Origin of the sequence: Scrofimicrobium sp. R131, from assembly GCF_040256745.1 — a bacterium.
Lineage (GTDB): Bacteria > Actinomycetota > Actinomycetes > Actinomycetales > Actinomycetaceae > Scrofimicrobium > Scrofimicrobium appendicitidis.
Genome location: NZ_CP138335.1, coordinates 1,339,642 through 1,358,981, shown reverse-complemented (window position 1 = coordinate 1,358,981; position 19,340 = coordinate 1,339,642). Strand labels below are relative to the sequence as shown.

18 protein-coding genes are annotated in these 19,340 nt (G+C 63.2%); 12 read left to right on the top strand and 6 right to left on the bottom strand.

The window, feature by feature from the left end; translation table 11 throughout:
* Positions 1-19 precede the first annotated feature (19 nt).
* The 10 genes from SAC06_RS06340 to SAC06_RS06295 all read left to right on the top strand — a co-directional run bounded on the left by SAC06_RS06340 (position 20) and on the right by SAC06_RS06295 (position 10,068).
* Positions 20-868: an HAD-IIA family hydrolase gene (locus SAC06_RS06340; protein ID WP_350257467.1), complete on the top strand. Its 849-nt coding sequence runs from the start codon at positions 20-22 to the stop codon at positions 866-868.
* A 29-nt stretch (positions 869-897) separates the two neighbouring features.
* Positions 898-2,460, top strand: a complete 1,563-nt coding sequence (locus SAC06_RS06335) for an FGGY-family carbohydrate kinase (RefSeq protein ID WP_350257466.1) — start codon at positions 898-900, stop codon at positions 2,458-2,460.
* 18 nt (positions 2,461-2,478) lie between these two features.
* Entirely contained in the window at positions 2,479-3,837 is a 1,359-nt protein-coding gene (locus SAC06_RS06330; RefSeq protein WP_350257465.1) for a sn-glycerol-1-phosphate dehydrogenase, read from the top strand.
* Between the two features lie 142 nt (positions 3,838-3,979).
* On the top strand, positions 3,980-4,351 hold the full coding sequence (hisI, locus tag SAC06_RS06325) for a phosphoribosyl-AMP cyclohydrolase (protein WP_350257464.1): 372 nt from the start codon (positions 3,980-3,982) through the stop codon (positions 4,349-4,351).
* The gene (gene trpC, locus SAC06_RS06320) at positions 4,348-5,193 is read left to right on the top strand and encodes an indole-3-glycerol phosphate synthase TrpC (protein WP_350257463.1); all 846 of its coding nucleotides are present in this window, start codon (positions 4,348-4,350) and stop codon (positions 5,191-5,193) included. The genes hisI and trpC overlap by 4 nt, the downstream gene beginning before the upstream one ends.
* A complete protein-coding gene (gene trpB / locus SAC06_RS06315; protein WP_350257462.1) occupies positions 5,194-6,441 on the top strand; it encodes a tryptophan synthase subunit beta in 1,248 nt (415 codons plus the stop codon).
* Positions 6,438-7,247 carry a tryptophan synthase subunit alpha gene (gene trpA / locus SAC06_RS06310; RefSeq protein WP_350257461.1) on the top strand — a complete coding sequence of 270 codons (810 nt, stop codon included), beginning with the start codon at positions 6,438-6,440 and terminating at the stop codon, positions 7,245-7,247. The genes trpB and trpA overlap by 4 nt, the downstream gene beginning before the upstream one ends.
* Before the next feature lie 9 nt (positions 7,248-7,256).
* The gene (lgt, locus tag SAC06_RS06305; RefSeq protein WP_350257460.1) at positions 7,257-8,195 is read left to right on the top strand and encodes a prolipoprotein diacylglyceryl transferase; all 939 of its coding nucleotides are present in this window, start codon (positions 7,257-7,259) and stop codon (positions 8,193-8,195) included.
* Between the two features lie 85 nt (positions 8,196-8,280).
* Positions 8,281-9,702 (top strand): pyruvate kinase, encoded by a 1,422-nt coding sequence (gene pyk, locus SAC06_RS06300; RefSeq protein WP_350257459.1) that lies wholly within the window; start codon positions 8,281-8,283, stop codon positions 9,700-9,702.
* A 138-nt stretch (positions 9,703-9,840) separates the two neighbouring features.
* Positions 9,841-10,068 (top strand): hypothetical protein, encoded by a 228-nt coding sequence (locus tag SAC06_RS06295; protein WP_350257458.1) that lies wholly within the window; start codon positions 9,841-9,843, stop codon positions 10,066-10,068.
* Between the two features lie 68 nt (positions 10,069-10,136).
* On the opposite strand, the gene SAC06_RS06290 is transcribed toward SAC06_RS06295, so the two are convergent.
* From SAC06_RS06290 to SAC06_RS06265, 6 genes are read right to left on the bottom strand one after another with little or no spacing between them, the layout of a single operon-like run.
* On the bottom strand, positions 10,137-10,982 hold the full coding sequence (locus SAC06_RS06290) for a sugar phosphate isomerase/epimerase (RefSeq protein ID WP_350257457.1): 846 nt from the start codon (positions 10,980-10,982) through the stop codon (positions 10,137-10,139).
* A gap of 8 nt (positions 10,983-10,990) precedes the next feature.
* A complete protein-coding gene (locus tag SAC06_RS06285) occupies positions 10,991-12,145 on the bottom strand; it encodes a Gfo/Idh/MocA family oxidoreductase (protein WP_350257456.1) in 1,155 nt (384 codons plus the stop codon).
* Between the two features lie 3 nt (positions 12,146-12,148).
* Complete coding sequence (locus tag SAC06_RS06280) at positions 12,149-13,159, bottom strand: Gfo/Idh/MocA family oxidoreductase (protein ID WP_350257455.1); 1,011 nt, start codon at positions 13,157-13,159, stop codon at positions 12,149-12,151.
* Positions 13,150-13,977, bottom strand: coding sequence for a sugar phosphate isomerase/epimerase (locus SAC06_RS06275; protein ID WP_350257454.1), 828 nt, complete (start codon positions 13,975-13,977; stop codon positions 13,150-13,152). The genes SAC06_RS06280 and SAC06_RS06275 overlap by 10 nt, the downstream gene beginning before the upstream one ends.
* Positions 13,962-14,828, bottom strand: a complete 867-nt coding sequence (locus SAC06_RS06270) for a hypothetical protein (RefSeq protein WP_350257453.1) — start codon at positions 14,826-14,828, stop codon at positions 13,962-13,964. The genes SAC06_RS06275 and SAC06_RS06270 overlap by 16 nt, the downstream gene beginning before the upstream one ends.
* An 8-nt stretch (positions 14,829-14,836) precedes the next feature.
* On the bottom strand, positions 14,837-16,609 hold the full coding sequence (locus SAC06_RS06265) for a glycoside hydrolase family 3 protein (protein WP_350257452.1): 1,773 nt from the start codon (positions 16,607-16,609) through the stop codon (positions 14,837-14,839).
* Positions 16,610-16,814: 205 nt separating this feature from the next.
* On the opposite strand from SAC06_RS06265, the gene gndA reads away from it, so the two are divergent.
* The gene (gene gndA, locus SAC06_RS06260; protein WP_350257451.1) at positions 16,815-18,263 is read left to right on the top strand and encodes an NADP-dependent phosphogluconate dehydrogenase; all 1,449 of its coding nucleotides are present in this window, start codon (positions 16,815-16,817) and stop codon (positions 18,261-18,263) included.
* 2 nt (positions 18,264-18,265) lie between these two features.
* Positions 18,266-19,339, top strand: a complete 1,074-nt coding sequence (locus SAC06_RS06255; protein WP_350257450.1) for a PfkB family carbohydrate kinase — start codon at positions 18,266-18,268, stop codon at positions 19,337-19,339.
* Position 19,340: the final 1 nt, after the last annotated feature.

Here is a 19,340-nt window from a genome sequence, read left to right as displayed (position 1 = left end):
GAGGCGGGGGTTTAGCGCGATGAGTGAGATTCAGACCTGGGCGGACCGGTTTTATCAGGCCTACGTGTTCGACATGGATGGGACGATTTACCTCGGTGACCACCTGCTTCCGGGCGCGGCCCGACTGCTGGCCGAACTGAGAGAGCGGGAGCTGCCCGTCCGGTTTCTCTCGAACAATCCGACCAAAAACCCCCGTCAGTACCTGGAGAAGCTGGCGCGGCTGGGGATCGAAGCCGACCTGGAAGAGATTGCCTCCACCGTGGTGACCACGGTGCGCTGGCTGAAGCGGAATCACCCGGATGCTACCGTGTTCCCGATTGCGGAAGCCCCCCTGGTGGACGCCTTGGTGGAGGCAGGCTTTCGGGTGAGTGACGATCCCGCCGAAATCGATGTCGTGGTCGCCTCGTACGACCGCACCTTCGACTACCGCAAGCTCCAGATTGCATTTGATGCCATTTGGTTCCATCGGCGAGCTGTTCTAGTCGCCACCAACCCCGACCGTTACTGCCCGTTCCCTGGGGGTCGGGGCGAGCCGGACTGCGCTGCCATTATCGCGGCTGTTGAAGCCTGCACCGGAACCAAGTGCAAAGAAATAATCGGCAAGCCGAATCCCATCATGCTGCGTGAAGCGCTGGGGGACTTGGAGGTCGACCTGAAAGATGTGGTGATGGTCGGAGACCGACTTTCCACCGACATCGCGATGGCGGTAAACGCCGGCATGAGTTCGGCTCTGCCCCTGACTGGGGAGTCCACCTGGGACGACGTTCGCGCGCTGGATCCCAATCATCGACCGACGCTGGTGCTAGACCGGGTCGATCAGCTGGTCCCGCGGGCAGTGTGGGATGAGCACAATTGGCAAGAAAAGTAACAAGTAAAGACTCAAAGAGGAGCGAAAAAATGGTACTACCAGACTACGAAGGACCCTTCCTGTTAGGAATCGACTTTGGGACAGAGTCCTGCCGAGCTGCAATCTTTGACCTGCAGGGTCACCCAATTGGTTTTGCCGCTACCCCGTATCCAACGCACCATCCCCGCCCGGGTCGAGCCGAGCAGGACCCCGGGGACTGGTGGGAGGCGCTAAAGGCCTCAGTTCACCGCGTGATGAACGAAACCGGAGTGCGGGCCAAAGATATCGCGTCGATCTCGTACGATGCCACCACCATGACCGTGGTGGCCATGGATCAGAACGGGCAGGCGCTGACAAGGGCCATCATGTGGATGGACGTTCGCGCCACCGACCAGTCCGCTCGAGCCGAGACCATTGAGCACTGGGCCCGCGACTACAACGGTCAAGGGACGATGCCCGCCACGGCGGAGTGGTACCCGTTCAAGGCAGCTTGGCTCCGGGAGAACGATCCGGACACCTATCATGCTGCCTATCGGCTGGTGGACGCTCCCGATTGGCTGACGTTCCGCCTGACCGGGGAATGGACCGTCAACATTAACTCTGCCGCACAGCGGATGTACTACAACCGGGACCGAGGCGGCTGGCCGGTGGAATTCTACGAACACATCGGGTGCGGGGATGTCTTTGAGAAGTTGCCAGAGCGAGTGGTTGATCTGGGAAGTCCAGTTGGGGGACTGACCCCAACGGCGGCCGCAGATTTGGGCCTCCTGCCCGGGACGCCGGTTGCTCAGGGGTGTGCGGACGCGTGGGCGGGTCAGATCGGACTCGGTGTCGTCGAGCCGGGCAAGATCGCGGTGATCACCGGTTCTTCCCACGTTATCACCGGCCAGTCGGCCAACCCGGCCTACGGAGCCGGTTTCTTCGGTGGCTTCACCGATTCGGTGGTGAAGGGCCAGTACACTGTTGAAGGCGGACTGGTTTCATCCGGCTCGGTCCTCAAGTGGTTCAAAGACAACTTCGCTCGCGACATCACCCAGGCCGCGGAGCGGTTGGACATGAACCCGTACCGAGTCCTGGATGAACGTGCCTCGAAGCTTCCCATTGGCTGTGACGGGCTGATCATCAACGAGTACTTCCAAGGGAACCGAACCCCCTACACCGACTCGAAAGCTCGCGGAGCCATGCTGGGACTGACGCTGGCCACCAATCCTGAACTGATGTATCGCGCGATTGAAGAGGCGGTCTGCTACGGCGTGGCGCACAACCTGAAGGTGTTCAAAGATGCAGGGTTCCAGCCGAAGGAGCTGGTGGCAGCCGGTGGGGCAACGAAGTCGAAGCAATGGATGCAGATGCACGCCGACGTGACGGGGCTGCCGGTGGTGTTGACCGAAGTTGGGGACGCGGTGGTCCTGGGCTCCTGCATGCTGGCAGCGGTCGGTGCGGGCCTGTATCCCAGTATCCAGGATGCCGCCCGAAACATGGTGCGCGAGACCGAGCGCATTGAACCGGACCCGGCAGCGCACGAGGAGTACCAGTTCTACCTGGACAAATACATGCGCCTCTATCCCCAGGTACAACAGCTCAGTCACGAAATTGTCGATCGGCAAGCCTGAGCCCTAGAAAGGAATCTCATGTCCAATTCACTGATGGAGCGGGCGGTTGCAGCCGCTACCGACACCAAAGAAGCACTGCTGGGGCGGGGAGTAGTCGGGCAGACAGGCGCGCTCTTCGCTCGTCTGTTTCCCGGGCAGCGGGCCGTCGTAGTTGCCGATGAGAACACCTACGCGGCCGCCGGGACCGCGGTGGTGGCCTCACTGAAGGAGGCGGGTGTCACCATCGACAGTGAGTACATCTTCCCCGGCACCCCAACCCTCTACGCCGGATACTCCAACGTGGAGCAGCTCCGGGAGTATCTGCGTCCGATCGAGGGTGTCTCCGTCTGTTCAATTGGCGCGGGAACCCTGTCTGATCTAGCCAAGTTGGCCAGTGGCGAACTGGGTCGCTCGTACCTGAACGTGTGCACGGCCGCCTCAGTCGACGGGTTTGCCTCTTTTGGTGCCTCAATCTCCAAAGATGGGTTCAAAAGCACCCATGACTGCCCGGCTCCGGCCGGGTTGGTGGCAGATTTTGACATCATCGCAGCCGCTCCCAAACGGCTGACCGCGACCGGCTACGGGGACCTGATCGAGAAGATCCCGGCCGGGGCCGACTGGATTCTGGCCGATGCGTTGGAAATCGAACCGATTGACCAGCAGGCCTGGGATCTGGTGCAGGGACCCCTGCGAGCGGCGCTCGCCGATCCGGAGCGGATTGCAGCGGGGGATCCGGCAGCGATCGTTGGGCTGACCGAGGGCAACATCATGTCGGGTTTAGCCATGCAGGCGGTTCAGTCCTCTCGGCCGGCATCCGGAGCCGGGCACCAGTTCTCCCACGTGTGGGAAATGGAGGGGCACGGCACGGATTGGGATCCTCCGCTCTCGCACGGGTTCAAAGTGGGGGTGGGAACGGTAGCCTCCTGCGCCCTCTGGGCCGAAGCGTTGCAACTGGACCTGGCCAACCTGGATGTGGACCGGGTGGTGGCCGAGGCGCCATCTGACGCGGAAGTTGAGGCCCGGGTTCGGGCTCTGCTCGATCCTCGGATCGTGGAAGAGGGGGTAAAACACACCGTAGGCAAGCACCTGACGGGGACGGAGCTGCGAGATCGGTTGAACCTGATCAAATCTCGGTGGCCCCAGATCGTGGACCGGGCCGTTCCACAGCTGTCTTCTCCCGAGCAAATTGCCGATCAGCTAGCTCGGGTGGGGGCTCCCTATCATCCTGAGATGATCCAGATTGATTGGGACCGGTTCCGTCTGACGCATTTCAAAGCGCAAATGATTCGCCCCAGGTACACCATCTTGGACCTGTTGGTTGAGGTGGGAATGCTCGACGAAGTAGTCTCCCGGCTGTTCTCCGCGGAAGGCTACTGGGGGCGCCACCGACACCCGTAACAGCTACTGCGGGTGTCGATCAGAGTGCCGGAGCGCAAACCGCTCCGGCACTCTTCTAACACAAATCTCAATCCTCGATCGGAGCATTGTCTTTAGGTGACTCGATTCACCCCCTGACCTGGAAAAGTGTCACAATGCAGAGGTGGGACTGGAACGAGCGATTAGGGAGCGCCTCAAGTGGAATGAGGCCGGGTTGGTCTGTGCGGTAGTGCAGGACTACGACGGTGGACAGGTGTTGATGGTGGCCTGGATGGACCAGGAAGCGCTGGCTCGGACCCTGGCTGAGGGGCGGGTCACCTACTGGTCCCGATCGCGCCAGGAGTACTGGCGCAAGGGCGACACCAGCGGACACCGGCAGTACCTGCGGGGAATCTCAGTGGACTGTGACGGGGATGCCCTGCTGCTTCAAGTCGAACAGATTGGTGCGGCCTGTCACACTGGGACCCGCAGTTGTTTTGAGGCCGGCGGACCGCTGCCCTTTACTTCCATCGAGGCAGGAGGAACAGTTCGATGAGCGTTCTAGATGAGATTATTGCTGGCGTTCGTGAAGACGTGGCTCGGCGCGAAGCCGAGGTGTCCCTGGATGAACTGAAGTTGCGCGTTCAGCAGGCACCGGATGCGAAAGACGTGATCTCCGCGCTGCGGGACGTGCCGGGAGCCGTCTCGATCATCTCCGAGGTCAAGCGGGCCTCACCGTCCAAGGGTCAACTGTCAGACATTCCCGATCCGGCTCATCTGGCTCGCCTGTACGAGGAAGGTGGGGCCGCCATGGTCTCGGTCCTGACCGAGGAACGACGTTTCCACGGCTCCCTGGCCGACCTGGACGCCGTCCGGGCCGCGGTGGACATCCCGGTCCTGCGGAAAGACTTCATCGTGACGCCCTACCAGATCCACGAGGCGCGAGCTCACGGAGCTGACGCCGTCCTGCTGATCGTAGCGGCGCTGGAGCAGCCGGTCCTGGTCTCATTTGTTGAGCGGGTCAAGTCGTTGGGAATGACACCGCTGGTGGAAGCGCACTCTCGGCTGGAGGCGCTCCGTGCGCTGGAGGCGGGGGCCGACCTGATTGGCGTCAACTCGCGAAACCTGAAGACGCTGGACGTGGACCGCCGCGTGGTAGAAGAGGTCATCGACGTGATTCCGGCCGAGGTCGTGGCCGTCGCGGAGTCGGGCGTTCGCAACAGCCGAGACGTGCTCGACTATGCTCTAGTAGGGGCGGATGCCGTCCTGGTGGGGGAGGCCCTGGTTCGATCGGGCAATCCCCTGGAACAGATAAAAGACATGGTCAGTGCCGGGCAGCATCCGGCGCTCAAGACCGACCGCAAGCAGCGGGTAAAGGATGCGCGGGAGGACATGTAAGTGTCAGAACAGGTGCCAGAATCGACTCAGCATTACTTCGGCCAGTTTGGGGGGCGGTTTGCCGCTGAACCTTTGATGGCCGCCATTGATGAGCTCGATCGCGAGTGGCACCGCCTCTGGCATGACGACAGTTTCCGGGCCGAGTTCGACCTGCTGTTGCGCGACTACGCGGGCCGCCCCTCCCTTCTGACCGAGGTTCCCAGGTTCGCCGCCGGAACCGGCGCTCGAATCTTCCTCAAGCGCGAGGACCTAAACCACACCGGCTCGCACAAGATCAACAATGTGCTGGGGCAGGCGCTCCTGACCAGGGAACTGGGCAAAAAGCGGGTCATTGCCGAAACCGGGGCCGGTCAACACGGGGTGGCCACGGCCACCGCCGCCGCCCTCCTCGGCCTCGAATGCACCATCTACATGGGCAAAGAGGATACTGAGCGCCAGGCCCTGAACGTGGCCCGGATGCAGATGCTCGGTGCCGAGGTGATCGCGGTGACCCAGGGGTCCCAGACCCTCAAAGATGCCATCAACGAGGCCTTCCGCGACTGGGTGACCAACGTGGAGACCACCAACTATGTGTTTGGGACCGCAGCCGGCCCACACCCGTTCCCAGATATGGTCCGGGACCTGCAGCGGGTAATCGGGGACGAGGCGAGGGCCCAAATCCTGGCGCAAACCGGCTCCCTGCCCGACGCGGTCTTCGCCTGCGTTGGGGGCGGCTCCAACGCGATCGGCATTTTCACCGCTTTCCTCTCAGATCCGGAGGTGGCCCTATTTGGGGCCGAGGCCGGGGGAGATGGCGTCACCACCGGGCGGACCGCCGCCTCGATCACCGTTGGGGAAGTGGGCATCCTGCACGGGGCCAAGACCTACGTGCTGCAGGAACGTGACGGCCAGACTCGTGCCTCCCACTCCATTTCGGCCGGGTTGGACTACCCCGGGGTCGGGCCCCAGCACGCCCACCTGGCGGAGAGTGGCCGGGCCACCTATCTGCCCGTGACCGACGCGGCCGCAATGGAGGCATTCCGCCGACTGTCGCAGACGGAGGGAATCATTCCGGCGATTGAGTCCGCCCACGCGCTGGCGGCCGCGCTCGAGTGGTTGGAATCCGGACAGGCTCCGGCCCACCCGACCGTGATTGTGAACCTGTCGGGGCGCGGCGACAAAGATATGGACACGGCGGCGGCCTATTTCGGCTTGGGGCAGGCAAAAGAGGAAGTAGTGGACCCGTCAAAGAAGGAGGTGGCCCAATGACCAGCAGTACCCCGGTTATCAAAGCTCAAGTTGCCCGCGGGAACGCGGCTCTGATCGGTTACCTTCCGGTCGGGTTCCCCTCGGTGCCACAGTCAATTGAGGCGGCCCAGGTCCTGTTGGACAACGGGGTGGACGCGATTGAGCTGGGCTTTCCCTACTCGGATCCGGCCATGGATGGGCCGGTGATTCAACAGGCCACCACCATCGCCCTGCAGCGAGGCGTTCACCTGGAAGATCTGCTCGGAGCGGTCGAACAGCTGTCCGCCGGCGGGGCTCCGATTCTCTCGATGACCTACTGGAATCCCGTCCATTGGTACGGGGTGGAGCGCTTTGCGCGGGACTTTGCCGCTGCGGGCGGCTCGGGGCTGATCACGCCGGACCTTCCCCCGGAAGAGTCGGCCCAGTGGCGCGCGGCCTCCGAACAGTATGACCTTGAGCGGGTGTTTCTGGCCGCACTTTCCTCCACAGAGGACCGGCTCAAACTGATTGCCCAGGAGAGCCGCGGGTGGGTGTATGCCGCCTCGGCCATGGGGGTGACCGGTCAGCGCAGCTGGATAGACGAACGCCTATCCGCCCTGGTGGGGCGCGTGCGCGCGGCCGGAGCCGACACCGTCTGCGTCGGTCTGGGGGTCTCTAACGGGCAGCAGGCGCGCGACATTGGCGCCTACGCGGACGGGGTCATCGTCGGTTCCGCGTTCATCAAACCGCTGTTGACACAGGAGTACGATAGGGCGCTAGCGAGTCTCGCCGCCCTGGCTCAAGAATTGCGCCGGGGAGTGGACGGGGCCAGGAAAGGGAACAACTAGATGATCGCAATGTCGATTCCTTCGCCCGCCCAGGGAGTCTGGTGGCTGGGCCCAATTCCGATCCGCGCCTACGGCATTTTGATGGTGACGGCGATGGCCCTCGCCACCTGGGTCGCGTACAAACGCTATCGCGCCCGCGGCGGCGTCGGCGAAGTGGTGTTGGACGCGGCCCTGTGGGCCATCCCCTTCGGCATCGTTGGGGGTCGCCTGTACCACGTGTTCACGACGCCTGAATCGTACTGGGGGCCGGGCAAAGACCCGTGGGCGATCCTGCGAATCTGGGAAGGCGGCATGGCCATTTGGGGCGCCGTCGCCCTGGGAGCGGTCGGAGCCTACATTGGACTGCGGCGAGCCGGCCAGCGAGTGGGCCCGTTTGCGGACGCGTTAGCTCCCGGACTTCTGCTGGCCCAGGTGCTGGGCCGGTGGGGTAACTACTTCAACCAGGAACTGTTCGGCGGTCCGACGACCCTGCCGTGGGGCCTGGAAATTGATGCTGCCCACCTGCCCCCCGGGTACCCGGAGGGAACCCTGTTCCATCCGACCTTCCTGTACGAGGGCATTTGGAATATCACCATGGCGCTGCTGCTGATCTGGCTGGACCGGCAGTTCCGGTTCAAGTCCGGTCAGGTGATGTCGCTCTACCTGGTGATGTACGGGGTGGGTCGGTTCTGGGTTGAGGCCATCCGAATTGACGAAGCGCGCACCTACCTGGGGTTGCGTCTGAACGGCTGGACCGCACTCTTTGTCGTGGTGTTGGGGATCATCTTGTTCTTCGTCACCAGGCGGGTGGGGGCTCCGGCCGAAGTGCTCCCACCGGAGCGAGCCGACTATTTTGCCCGCGTGGGCAAGCAGGATGTGGAAGAAGCTGACGACTCAGCCCGAGTGGCTGTTGAGCTGGCAGAAGAGGACGAGCCGTTGCCCGATTCACGGGAGGAAACGGCAATTTAACCTGAGACTTTCTCGGGACAGCGTAGGATAGGAGTTGATCGCTGCGGGTTCGCAGCATTGGGCATGGATATAGGTATGGTGAAGTATGCGTAGAGCCAAGATTGTCTGCACGATTGGACCGGCAACGGACTCTCCGGAGCAAATCCAAGCCCTGGTGGATGCCGGGATGGACGTGGCTCGCATTAACCGCAGTCACGGCACTGCTGAGCAGCACGAGCAGGTGATCAAGCGGGTTCGCCGTGCCTCGGAGACCTCCGGTCGCCCGGTGGCGGTGCTGGTGGACCTGCAGGGCCCCAAGATTCGGCTAGAGACCTTTGCGGAGGGACCTCAGCGGCTGGAAGTGGGTGACATCTTCACCATCACGACCCGGGACGTGCCCGGCACCAAGGAGTTGGTTGGCACCACGTTTAAGGGTCTCCCAGGAGACTGTCGACCCGGTGACCGCCTGCTAATCGACGACGGCAACGTCTCGGTCCGGGTGATTGAGGTGACCGACACCGACGTGGTGACCCGGGTGGAAGTTCCCGGCATGGTGTCGGATCACAAAGGCCTGAACCTGCCCGGCGTGGCGGTCTCGGTGCCCGCCCTGTCCGAGAAGGACCGGGAAGACCTGCGCTGGGGACTGCGCGTGGGGGCTGACTTTATCGCCCTGTCGTTCGTGCGCAACGCCGCCGACTACGACGATGTTCGCCAGATCATGGAGGACGTTGGGATCGTTCGGCCGGTAATCGCCAAGATTGAGAAGCCGCAGGCGGTGGACGCGCTCACCTCCGTGATTGACGCCTTCGACGGGATCATGGTGGCCCGCGGCGACCTCGGGGTGGAAATGCCGCTGGAGGCGGTTCCCCTGGTCCAGAAGCGAGCCATTGAACTGGCTCGCCGTGCCTCCAAGCCGGTGATTGTGGCCACCCAGGTGATGGACTCGATGATCCACAACCCGCGCCCCACCCGGGCCGAAGCTTCCGACTGCGCCAACGCCATTTTGGACGGCGCCGACGCGGTCATGCTGTCGGGGGAAACCTCCGTCGGGGACTACCCGATCGAGGCGGTTCGGACCATGGCTTCCATCATCGAGAGCACCGAGGAAAACGGTGGCGAACGAATCGCCCCGCTGGGTGCGTTCGCGGTGGACCGCTCCGGTGTGATCTGCGAGGCCGCGGCCAACATTGCCGAGAGCCTCGATTCGCGCTACCTGGTGACCTTCACCCAGACGGGCAGCACCGCCAAGCAGATGGCGCGCCTGCGCAGCCCAATTCCTCACCTGGCCTTCACCCCGATCGTTGAGGTGCGAAACCAGCTGGCCCTTTCCTGGGGGGTGCAGCCGATTCTGGCACCCGAGGCGGAGCACACCGATCAGATGGTCGCGCTGGTGGACGAGGTGGTGCAGGACGCTAGAATTGCCCACATGGGCGATGGTCTGGTGCTGGTCGCCGGGATGCCGCCGGGGGTCCCGGGCTCATCCAACCTGGTCCGCGTGCACAACGTGGGAGACCTGAAAACCCAGTAGGGCTTGCCTTCTTCCTCCAGGTCTGCCATACTTGATCAGTTGCCTTCAGCGCGAAGTCGCAGAACGAAGGCACTGAGGTGGCAAGTTGGCTCACTGCGCGATCGCTGCGTACCCCAACTGCCTGGAAGGAAGAAGAAGGTGAGAAAATTGAATAACAACAATGTAGTAGCACTCGTCTCGGTACGTGATCTACTGCGCGGTCGGCAGGCAAATAACCTGTTGGAAAACAGCCTGGCCGATTCTGTGCGCCCCTGGTTCTCCGATTGGACTAACCCGGAAGTGACGCAGGCGCTAGAAGAGTTGGAACAACCGGCCTCTCGCGAACGCGCAGCAGCCTATTTGGGGCTGGAAATCACGGCAGCCTAACCTGATCTGCTAGTAAAGGAGCCCGACCTCCCGGTCGGGCTCCTTTCATCTTCCCCTCCACAGGAAAGCTAATATCCGATCGACCGCAGGTACTCCCGAGAGTCGCGAATGCAGTCAAACGGGTCCCGGCCGTAAGTATCATCCTGTTCGATCAGGAAGTACTCCGCTCCGGCGGCGATCGCGGCCGGCAGCAGCTCAGGCCAGTTCATATTTCCCGCGCCCACCTCGGCAAACTGGGCCAACGAGAGGAACTGCGCCATGAAGCCGGGGTAATCCCCCTGCTTGAGAAGTTCATCGGCCTCCAGGGGCAGCGGCACCACCCGGTAGTCCTTCACGTGGATCAGCCGGCAGACCCCGGTGTAGGCCTTTAGCATGTCCAACGGGGCCATTCCGCCGCGCTGAACCCAGTGCAGGTCCACCTCAAACTGCAGTGCCGGGGCCACGCGCCGAACAATGTCGAAAATCCGCTCGCCGTCGAACTGGGCCAGGTCCACGTGGTGGTTGTGGTAGCACATCGTGATGCCCTCGGCTGCAAACCGCTCGGCCCAGGGCTGACACTGGGCCGCCCACTTCTCGGTGTTCTCCCTGGAGGTCATGGCCCATGTGGGCATCATTCCGATCCGGACAAATCTGGTTCCCAGTCGCTGGCAGTCAGCCACAATCTTGTCGAACTTGGTGGTGACGTCGTCGGCCCCAACCGGGGAGGGCCCCATCGCAATCGAGAGGGCCGCCACCTCAATTCCTAACTCGGATACTCCCCGTTCGAGGTCGGCCGTGTTCGCCTCGTCCATCGGAATCTGCGACACCTCGACGGCGTCCAGATCCAGCTCCCGCAGGCGCTCCAGGACGGCAAACATGCCCGCCTCGGCCACCTGCTCTTTCAACATCATCATCTGCACGCCCAGAACAGCCATGATTCTCCTTAGTCTCGCTGCGCGAACTTGCCCTCTTCGGCAATTCGCCGGTTTAGCTCGGTCAGGTACTCCTCGGCCGGGAAGTTGACCAGGTCGATGTCGCGGTCGGTCCAGGCCGAAAGCTGCATAGCGTTGGCCAGGCGAACGCCGCGGATGCCCTCCCGCCCCTGGGCGATCAGGGGAGCGCCGTCGAGAATGGCGGCGGCAAAGTTGGACAGCACCTGGCAGTGCTGCTCTCCCCAGACGGAGGTGTACTCTTTTTCCTCGACCGAGTAGAAGCTGGTCGGATCGGTCTGCCCCGTGAACATGAGCCGCACGTCTTCCGGGGTGGTGCGGTCAGAGATGGCCCGTTCGTCGTCAACTAGCCGGTAGATGGTCACCTTGGCCGAGTTATCCACCACGACTTTGCCCCGGTCAAAGAGGATCTCCAGTCGGTCGGTGCTGATCAGGTCGTTGGTGGAGGTGAGGAAGTGGCCGGAGGCGCCGCCGCCAAAGTCGACCACCGCGTTCACCTCGTCCTCGGTGACAATGTCGCGCTGGAACCCGAATCCGAGCCGGGCAAAGCACCGCTCGGGGCTGCCGCAGAGCCACTGCCACAGGTCGAGTTGGTGGGGGGCCTGATTGACCAGCACCCCTCCGCCCTCGCCGCCCCAGGTGGCCCGCCACTCCGACTGGTCGTAGTAGGCCTGGGGGCGCCACCAGGTGGTAATGATCCAGGAGGTGTGGCGCAACTGACCGAGTTCGCCCGAGTCAATCAAGGCTTTCAGATCGACGTAGAGCGGGTTGGTTCGCTGGTTGAACATGATCGCGAAGGTAACGTCGGGATGCTGGTCCGCGTAGTCGAACAGTTCCTCCACCTGCTTGGTGTAGACCCCGGCCGGCTTCTCAATCAGGACCGGAATGCCGCGGCTAAGGGCGGCGATGCCCATTTCCGGGTGCAGGTAGTGGGGGACGGTGGTGACCACCGCGTCGACCGCCCCCGAATCTAGCATTTCCAAGTAGTCGGTGAAAAAGGGGACCCCCAGCTCGTCTGCCCGAGCCTGTTTCGACTGGTCCACGTCGCAGATGGCGCCCACCGTCATCCGGTCGACCCGTCCCGCCTCGATAAAGTTTGCGTAAAAGCTGCCCTGGGCGCCCAGCCCAATGATGCCCAAACGTACCATTGCCTACCCCTCCACTTGCACTAGTGCGGCCCACTCGGGTGACTGGGCCTGGATTTGTTTGATGACCTGCAGGGCCTCGATGCCCTGAGCGGGTCCGAGCCAGAATGGCTCCGGTTGATCTAGCTGCCGATAGAAGTCGGCGATCAGCAGTTCGTGGGAGACACCCCAGTAGTCCCGGCCCTCACCGCCGAGTTGGCGCTCGGGGTAGTACTCTTCCGGCCGGCCCTTCCACTGGACCAGGAGGCCATCTTGAATGTGCAGGTTGGCGTGCTCGGCGAAAATGTCGATGCTGACGGGAGCCTGGACCGGTCCGGTGACGGTGGCGAAGAACTGGCTCACCTGACCGTTCGGGTGGGTGAACCGCGCAAACGCGGTGTCCTCCACCTCGATCAGGTCGGCAAACTCGGTCCTGGTGGCCATGCCGGAGACCGTTTCAATCCCGCCGAAAAACCACGAAAGCGCGTCGATCGTATGGATGGCCTGGTTGATCAGGACGCCCCCACCGCTTTGCCGCCAGGATCCGCGCCAGGGGCGGGACTGGTAGTAGTCGCGGGTTCGTTTCCACGGCACCGCGGCGACGGAGCCGTAAACCTCGCCCAGTCGGCCCGAGTCGATCAGCTCTTTCGCTTTTGCGTAGGAGAGGTTGTAGCGATTCTGATAGCAGAGGGCCACCTTCACCCCGGGTTGCTGGCGCTCCACCATGCACTCGACCAGGCGCTCGGCGGCCGGCAGGTGCGCTGCCAGCGGCTTTTCCAACACCACGTGCACTCCGTGGCTTACTGCCGCCAGCGCCGGCTCCACGTGCTGGTCGTGCGGGGTGCAGATGTGGACCACGTCGGGCCGTTCCTGCTCCAGCAGCTCCCGGTAGTCGGCGTAGGCTCGCACGTCGGAGGGGCAGCGGGAGGGCTCCACCTCCGCCACCGCCACCAGGTCCACTTCGGGTAGGCGCTCCAGCGCGGCGCGGTGCACCACGTGGATGTCGCCGCAGCCGATGATGGCGGCCCTCAGGCCCATGGGCGGTCCCCTAGCAACTCGACAAAGGAGCGGAACGCCTTTTCCCACAGTTCCGGACCGCAGAGGCCACCGAAAGCGTCGAAGTCGCCCAGGTGTGGTTCGATCGAGAAAAACCCGTCGTAGCCGTCCCGGTCCAGCGCCTCCAGCAACTGGGGGATCTGACCGTCGCCTTCGCCGGCAGGAACGACCGAGTGGTCGTCGGCCCGGGCGTCTTTGATATGAATGTAGGTCGTGCGCGCCAGGGGATAGGCGTCCATCGGGGAGACCCCGCACTGGACGTAGTTGGCCGGGTCGAAGATCAGCTCAAAGTGGCGTGGATCCAGCGCCTCGGCCAGTTCGGTCACCCGGGAGGGGACGTCGCCGTAGATCTCTTTTTCATTTTCGTGCATCAGGGTCTTGTTCGCGTCGCCCGCGATCTCCACCATGGCGGACAGCCGGTCCAGGACCTGGTGGCGAAATTGGGCGGGATCCTCACCCGGGGGCAGGAAGAAAGAGAACGTTCGGATCCGGTCGGTGCCGAACTGATCCGCCACCTCCATTGCCCGCTTGGTCCGGTCCAGGTGGGGACCGAAGTCGGCCTGAATCGGAATCTTCCCCAGGTCCGTCCCCAGCATTGAGAGGGAGATGCCCCCGTCCTGGAACTGTGCCTGCAGGTTCGCCAATTGAGTGGAATCGAGATCCAGCACCTTGGTGAACCAAGCGGAGCGCAACTCCACGTGGGACAGGCCCAGCCGCTGCAGCAACGCAATCTGGTCGGCTGGTTCGGGGGCAGCCTCGTCAGCAAATCCGGTCAGTCGCCACATCAGATTGTCTTCCACGGTGGGTTGGCGGGAAGGAGAGCTTCAAACTCGGCCACCAGCGAGTCCTGATAGGCGCCCCGGTAGGTGCCGTCCAGGAACCGGTCGAGGGCTTCCTCGCGGAAACGGCGCCAGGATTCGGCTTCTCCCCCCGGATTGATCGGGTAGAAGAGGACTCCCTCTGAGAAGGCGGAGTCGCGGTCGCCCGGGGCGTCACCAATCAGCATGATGTGATCATCGGGGTAGCGTCCCTTAGCGGCCTGCTGGACGTGCTGGGCTTTCGAGCCCATTTCCTGGCCGGCAATTACCCGCATGTACCGAGCCAGATCGTGCTCGGCCCACTCGCGCTCCAACGCCGCGATCGGGGTGGCTGAGACCGTCATGCAGTCGACCTTGCCCTGCATCGCCTGGATCGCCTCGCGTGCCCCGGGGAAAGGAGCGCAGCCGTGGACCATCCATTCGATCAGGCGGTTGACGCCGTGGCCCCACTCGATGCATTGCTCGATCTCCGCGGACGGGTTCTCCGCGGCAAAGGCGGCGATCCCCGCATCCGATCGGGGGAAGTCCGAGTCGAGGAACTTCTGCAGTTCGGTGCCCTCCGGCAGGGTGACCCCGCGTTCGAGCACCTCGGGACGCTGCTTCAACAGTTCGAACAGCCGGGCCAGGGCGACCCATCGGTTCTGCCCCCGAGTGGTGGAATGCAGGTTCACGAACAGTGCGGTTTCCCGGACCAGGGTCGAGGCGGCCTGCAGGTCAAAATACTTGATGTAGGCGGGAGTGAAACATTCCTGATGCTTGATGTCCATCGCGTCCATCGCGCACCCGTCCGAGTCGATCCCGACGAAAAAATCGGCGCTGGGTTGAAAGTCCACAGTTCCCCCTAGATCTGAGTGTCCGGCTTGCCGCAGAAGGCGTCAACGGGGGAGACCCCGCGGAACTGCGACTTGCCTTCGAGTTTGTCGACCACAGCGGTGATGGTGAAGTCACGGTCGTCGTAGGCGTTGATGTAGGTTTTCACCTGCGGCACATCCACCAGATCGTAGGGCGAGGCCATCGACACGTAGATGGTGGGGACCTCGTGGACGTACCAGGGGATGTCCACCGTTCCCTTTGTGGCCGGCCACATGACCCGCTCGGTGGGCTGCATCATGCCGTCGATTTTGCCGACGAGGACCACCAGGTCGTAGTTGTCGGTAATCTGGGCGATCGGAGCTTTCGAGGCGTACACGTTTCGCACGGCATCGGCCTGTTCTTCCCGGCTCATCTTGGTCAGCTTGTCGAACAGGGACTCGTGGATCGTCACCTGGTACCCGCGCTCTTCGAGCAGACGGGCGGTCTTGATCGCGGGGTGCTCGGCTGCGCCACCCCCGCCAAACGCTCCCGAAATCGGGTTGATTGGGCCGGAGACGGGCACCACGAGGACGCGGGGGAACCGGTCCGGGCTCAGCGGAAGCACCTCGGGCTGCTTGGCTTTGACCAGGGTCACGGCCGCATCGGTGACCTCGATCGCCAACTGCTTGTTCTCGGGCAGACCGACCCGGGCCAGCGCCTCCTCCTTCGGGGGCAGGATCTGTTCGCGCGGGGTCCGGTGCAGCCCGAGCCGGGCTTTCAACCCCAGGATCCGCTCCAGGGCTTCCTGGAGGCGCTCCTCGGTGATGACACCGTTCTCGTAGCCCTGCTTCATCCAGGCGAAGTCCTCGTCGGGATCATTGAAGAACAGGAACAGGTCGCAACCGGCGGCAATCGCGGTTGGCAACAGGTCCCGGCGTGCCATGGCACCGGTCAGGCCGACCATGTGGGAGGCATCGGTGACGACCACGCCGTTGAAGCCCATCTGTCCGCGCAGCAGGTCGGTGAGGATTTCCTTCGACAGGGTGGCCGGCAGCAGGTCGTCGGGGGTCAGATCCGGGTTGAAGCGCTGCTGATAGGCCGGCAACATGATGTGACCGACCATCAGTGAGGGCAGCCCCTCGTCAATCAGTCCCTGGTAAACCCGGCCGAAAGTCTGGTCCCACTCCTCGCAGCTGTACGAGTTGATCGAGGCGGACAGGTGCTGGTCGCGTTCGTCGATACCATCCCCGGGGAAGTGCTTGGCCGCGGGCAGGATGCCCGACTCCATGATCCCGCGCATGTAGGCGCGGGACATCTCCAGCACCAGGTCCGGGTCCCCGCCCCAGGAACGGTTGGAAATGATGGGGTTGCGCCAGTTGCGCATGATGTCCACGATCGGGGCGAAGGACCAGTTGCAGCCGATGGCGGACGCTTCCACTCCGGAAACGCGACCCATCTCGTAGGCCCACTTCGGATCGTTGGTGGCGCCAATTTTGACCTCAAATCCGACGTAGGTCCCGTCGGTGCAGGCGCCGTTGCCACCGGCTTCGGTGTTGGCGGCAATTAGCAGGGGGATCTTCGACTTGGTCTGCAGAATATGGTTCTGTTCCCAGACTTCCGCGGCCGTGCCGGGATTGTAGCGGACCGCCCCGATATGGTAGTTGTCCAGGACTCCGGTCAGATATTCTTCGGTTCGCTCTGCGCCCATGTTGACGAAGAGCTGTCCGATCTTCTCATCCACGCTCATCTGGGCGATGGTCTCTCGGACCCAGCGAACCGCGTCCTCGTCCAAGTTGAAAGGGGTGGCAGTCAAATCAACCATGATGAAAACTCCTCCTTGGCGTCGTCGCCTGATCGGTCCTTCCGACTATCATTACCTAATCAAAGGCACAGTTCCCACAGTTCAGGTTGCCGGATGTTGCCAATGGCAACCGGTTGGCAAGTGGCAAAATGTGGCAACTGTAGGTATTTCAACGGTCGGCAGTTGAACCTTAGATTGAGCTACATTTTCGACGAAGGAGAACGAAATGACTTTTCCCGCCCCCCAGGCAGGTAGTGCAGATATTGGCGTCACCGGGATGGGAGTGATGGGCTCAAATCTGGCCCGTAACTTCGCTCGGCACGGCCACAAAGTGGCGGTCCATAACCGGACCCCAGCTCGCACCGAATCCGTGATGGAAAAGTACGGTGCGGAAACCGGTTTCATTCCGTGCGAATCAATGGACGATTTCGTTGCCGCACTGTCCCGGCCGCGCTGTGCGATCGTGATGGTCAAGGCCGGCCAGGCCACCGACGCGGTGATCGAGGAGCTGGCGGCGCGGATGGATGAGGGAGACATCATTGTCGACTGCGGCAACTCTCTGTTCACCGACACGCGCCGGCGCGAAGCATCCCTGCGTGAACGGGGACTGCACTTCGTCGGTTGCGGCGTTTCCGGTGGGGAAGAGGGGGCCCTGTGGGGGCCCTCGATCATGCCGGGTGGCTCACCCGAGTCCTACGACCGGCTCGGCCCGATGCTCGAGTCGATTTCGGCGCACGTGGACGGGGAGCCCTGCTGCACCCACGTCGGGGCCGACGGTGCGGGCCACTTCGTCAAGATGGTTCACAACGGGATTGAGTACGCCGACATGCAGGTGATTGGCGAGGCCTACGACCTGTTGCGGCGCGCGCTCGGGCTGACCCCGGCACAGATTGCCGACATTTTTGCGGAGTGGAACCGCGGCGACCTGGACTCCTACCTGATGGAGATCTCGGTCGAGGTACTCCGGCAACTCGACGGGGACACCCCGCTGGTGGACCTGATTGTCGACGCTGCCGGCCAGAAGGGGACCGGTGCCTGGACCACCCAAACAGCTTTGGACCTGGGCGTGCCCGTCACCGGGATCGGCGAGGCCACCTTTGCTCGCGGCCTGTCGTCCTCCCCGGCTCAACGCGCTGCTGCCCGGCAGTTCGCCGCTGAAGCCGAGGACTGGAATGTGACCGATCCGGAAGCATTCATCGAGGACGTTCGCCAGGCACTTTACGCTTCCAAGGTGGTGGCCTACTCGCAGGGATTCAACGAGATTCAGGCGGCCGCCGCCGAGTACGGCTGGGAGATCAACCTGGGCGACATGGCCCGCATCTGGCGGGGTGGCTGCATTATCCGGGCCGCTTTCCTCGGTGAGATCACCAAGGCGTTCGAAAAGAACCCCGAACTGCCCCTGCTGATTGGCGACGACTACTTCTACGCCAAGATCGTCGAGGCGTTGCCGCACTGGCGCCGACTGGTGGCGGCCGCGGCCCTGCACGGCGCTCCCACTCCGGTGTTTAGCTCTTCCCTGGCCTACTACGACGGCGTTCGGGCCGAACGGTTGCCGGCCGCTCTGATTCAGGGCCAACGCGACTTCTTCGGCGCCCACACCTACCGGCGAATCGACAAGGAAGGCTCGTTCCACACCCTGTGGGCGGAGCCGGGGCGTCCGGAAGTGGAGGCCTAGTCGTGGAACTTCGCGCCGACGCTCGCTGGTCACTGGTGGTCCCCACCTCGATGGGTGTGCGGATCACCCCCGAGAATCGGGCTCCCGTGCATACGGCTGACCGGTTCCTGCTGCACGTGACTTCAGCGGAAACCAACGTGGCCTCAATCGCCTCGTCCCTGGGTGAACCCGTCAAAGTGCTGACCAACTTCGTGGCCGGCTCGCCCATTTCCAACCTGATTCGGGCCAACCTGCGTTCACGCGGGATGGCCTACGAGGGGCCCGAGTTGGCCCAGGGGGATGCCTGGGGCTATCGCCACCAGTTCAACATCGCTGATTCCGGGTTTGGCGGCCGCGGCCCCCGAGTGTGGAACGACCGCGCCGGGGAGGTGGGGCTGACCCTGTCGGCCGCCGACTTTGACCTGGACCGGCTCTTCGCCGAAGACGGGGTCAAGATCTTGCACCTGTCCGGGTTGATTGCCGCGCTGTCCCCCTCGACGTCACAGCTGTGCGTCGACCTGGCTCGCCGCGCCAAGGAACACGGGACCCGCGTCTCCTTTGACCTGAACTATCGGGCTTCTTTCTGGGCCGGACGGGAAGACGAGCTGGCGGCTGCCTTCCATGAGATCGCCTCCCACTGCGACGTGCTGTACGGCAACGAAGAGGACTTCCAGCTTTGCCTGGGGATCCAGGGTCCCGAAGCCGGGGGCGAATCTATTTCGGACAAGATCCAGAACTTCCAGGAGATGATCACGCGGATCTCCCAGGCCTACCCGCAGGCGCACTACATTGGGACGTCGCTGCGCGAGGTGGTCTCTGCCAACCGGCACAAGTGGGGCATGATCCTCTGGCATGACGGCGAGTTCAATGTCGCCGACCTGCGCGACATCGAAGTGATGGACCGAATTGGCGGCGGGGACGGTTCGGTCGGAGGCGTCCTCTACGGCATCTTGCAGGGCTGGGAAGCTCGGCGGTGCATGGAGTTCGGCTGGGCTACCGGCGCTCTGGCGGCCACCACGGTGGCCGACTACGCCACCCCGGCCGACGAAGAGCAGGTCTGGTCCATTTGGGCGGGAAACGCCCGAGTTAAGAGGTGAT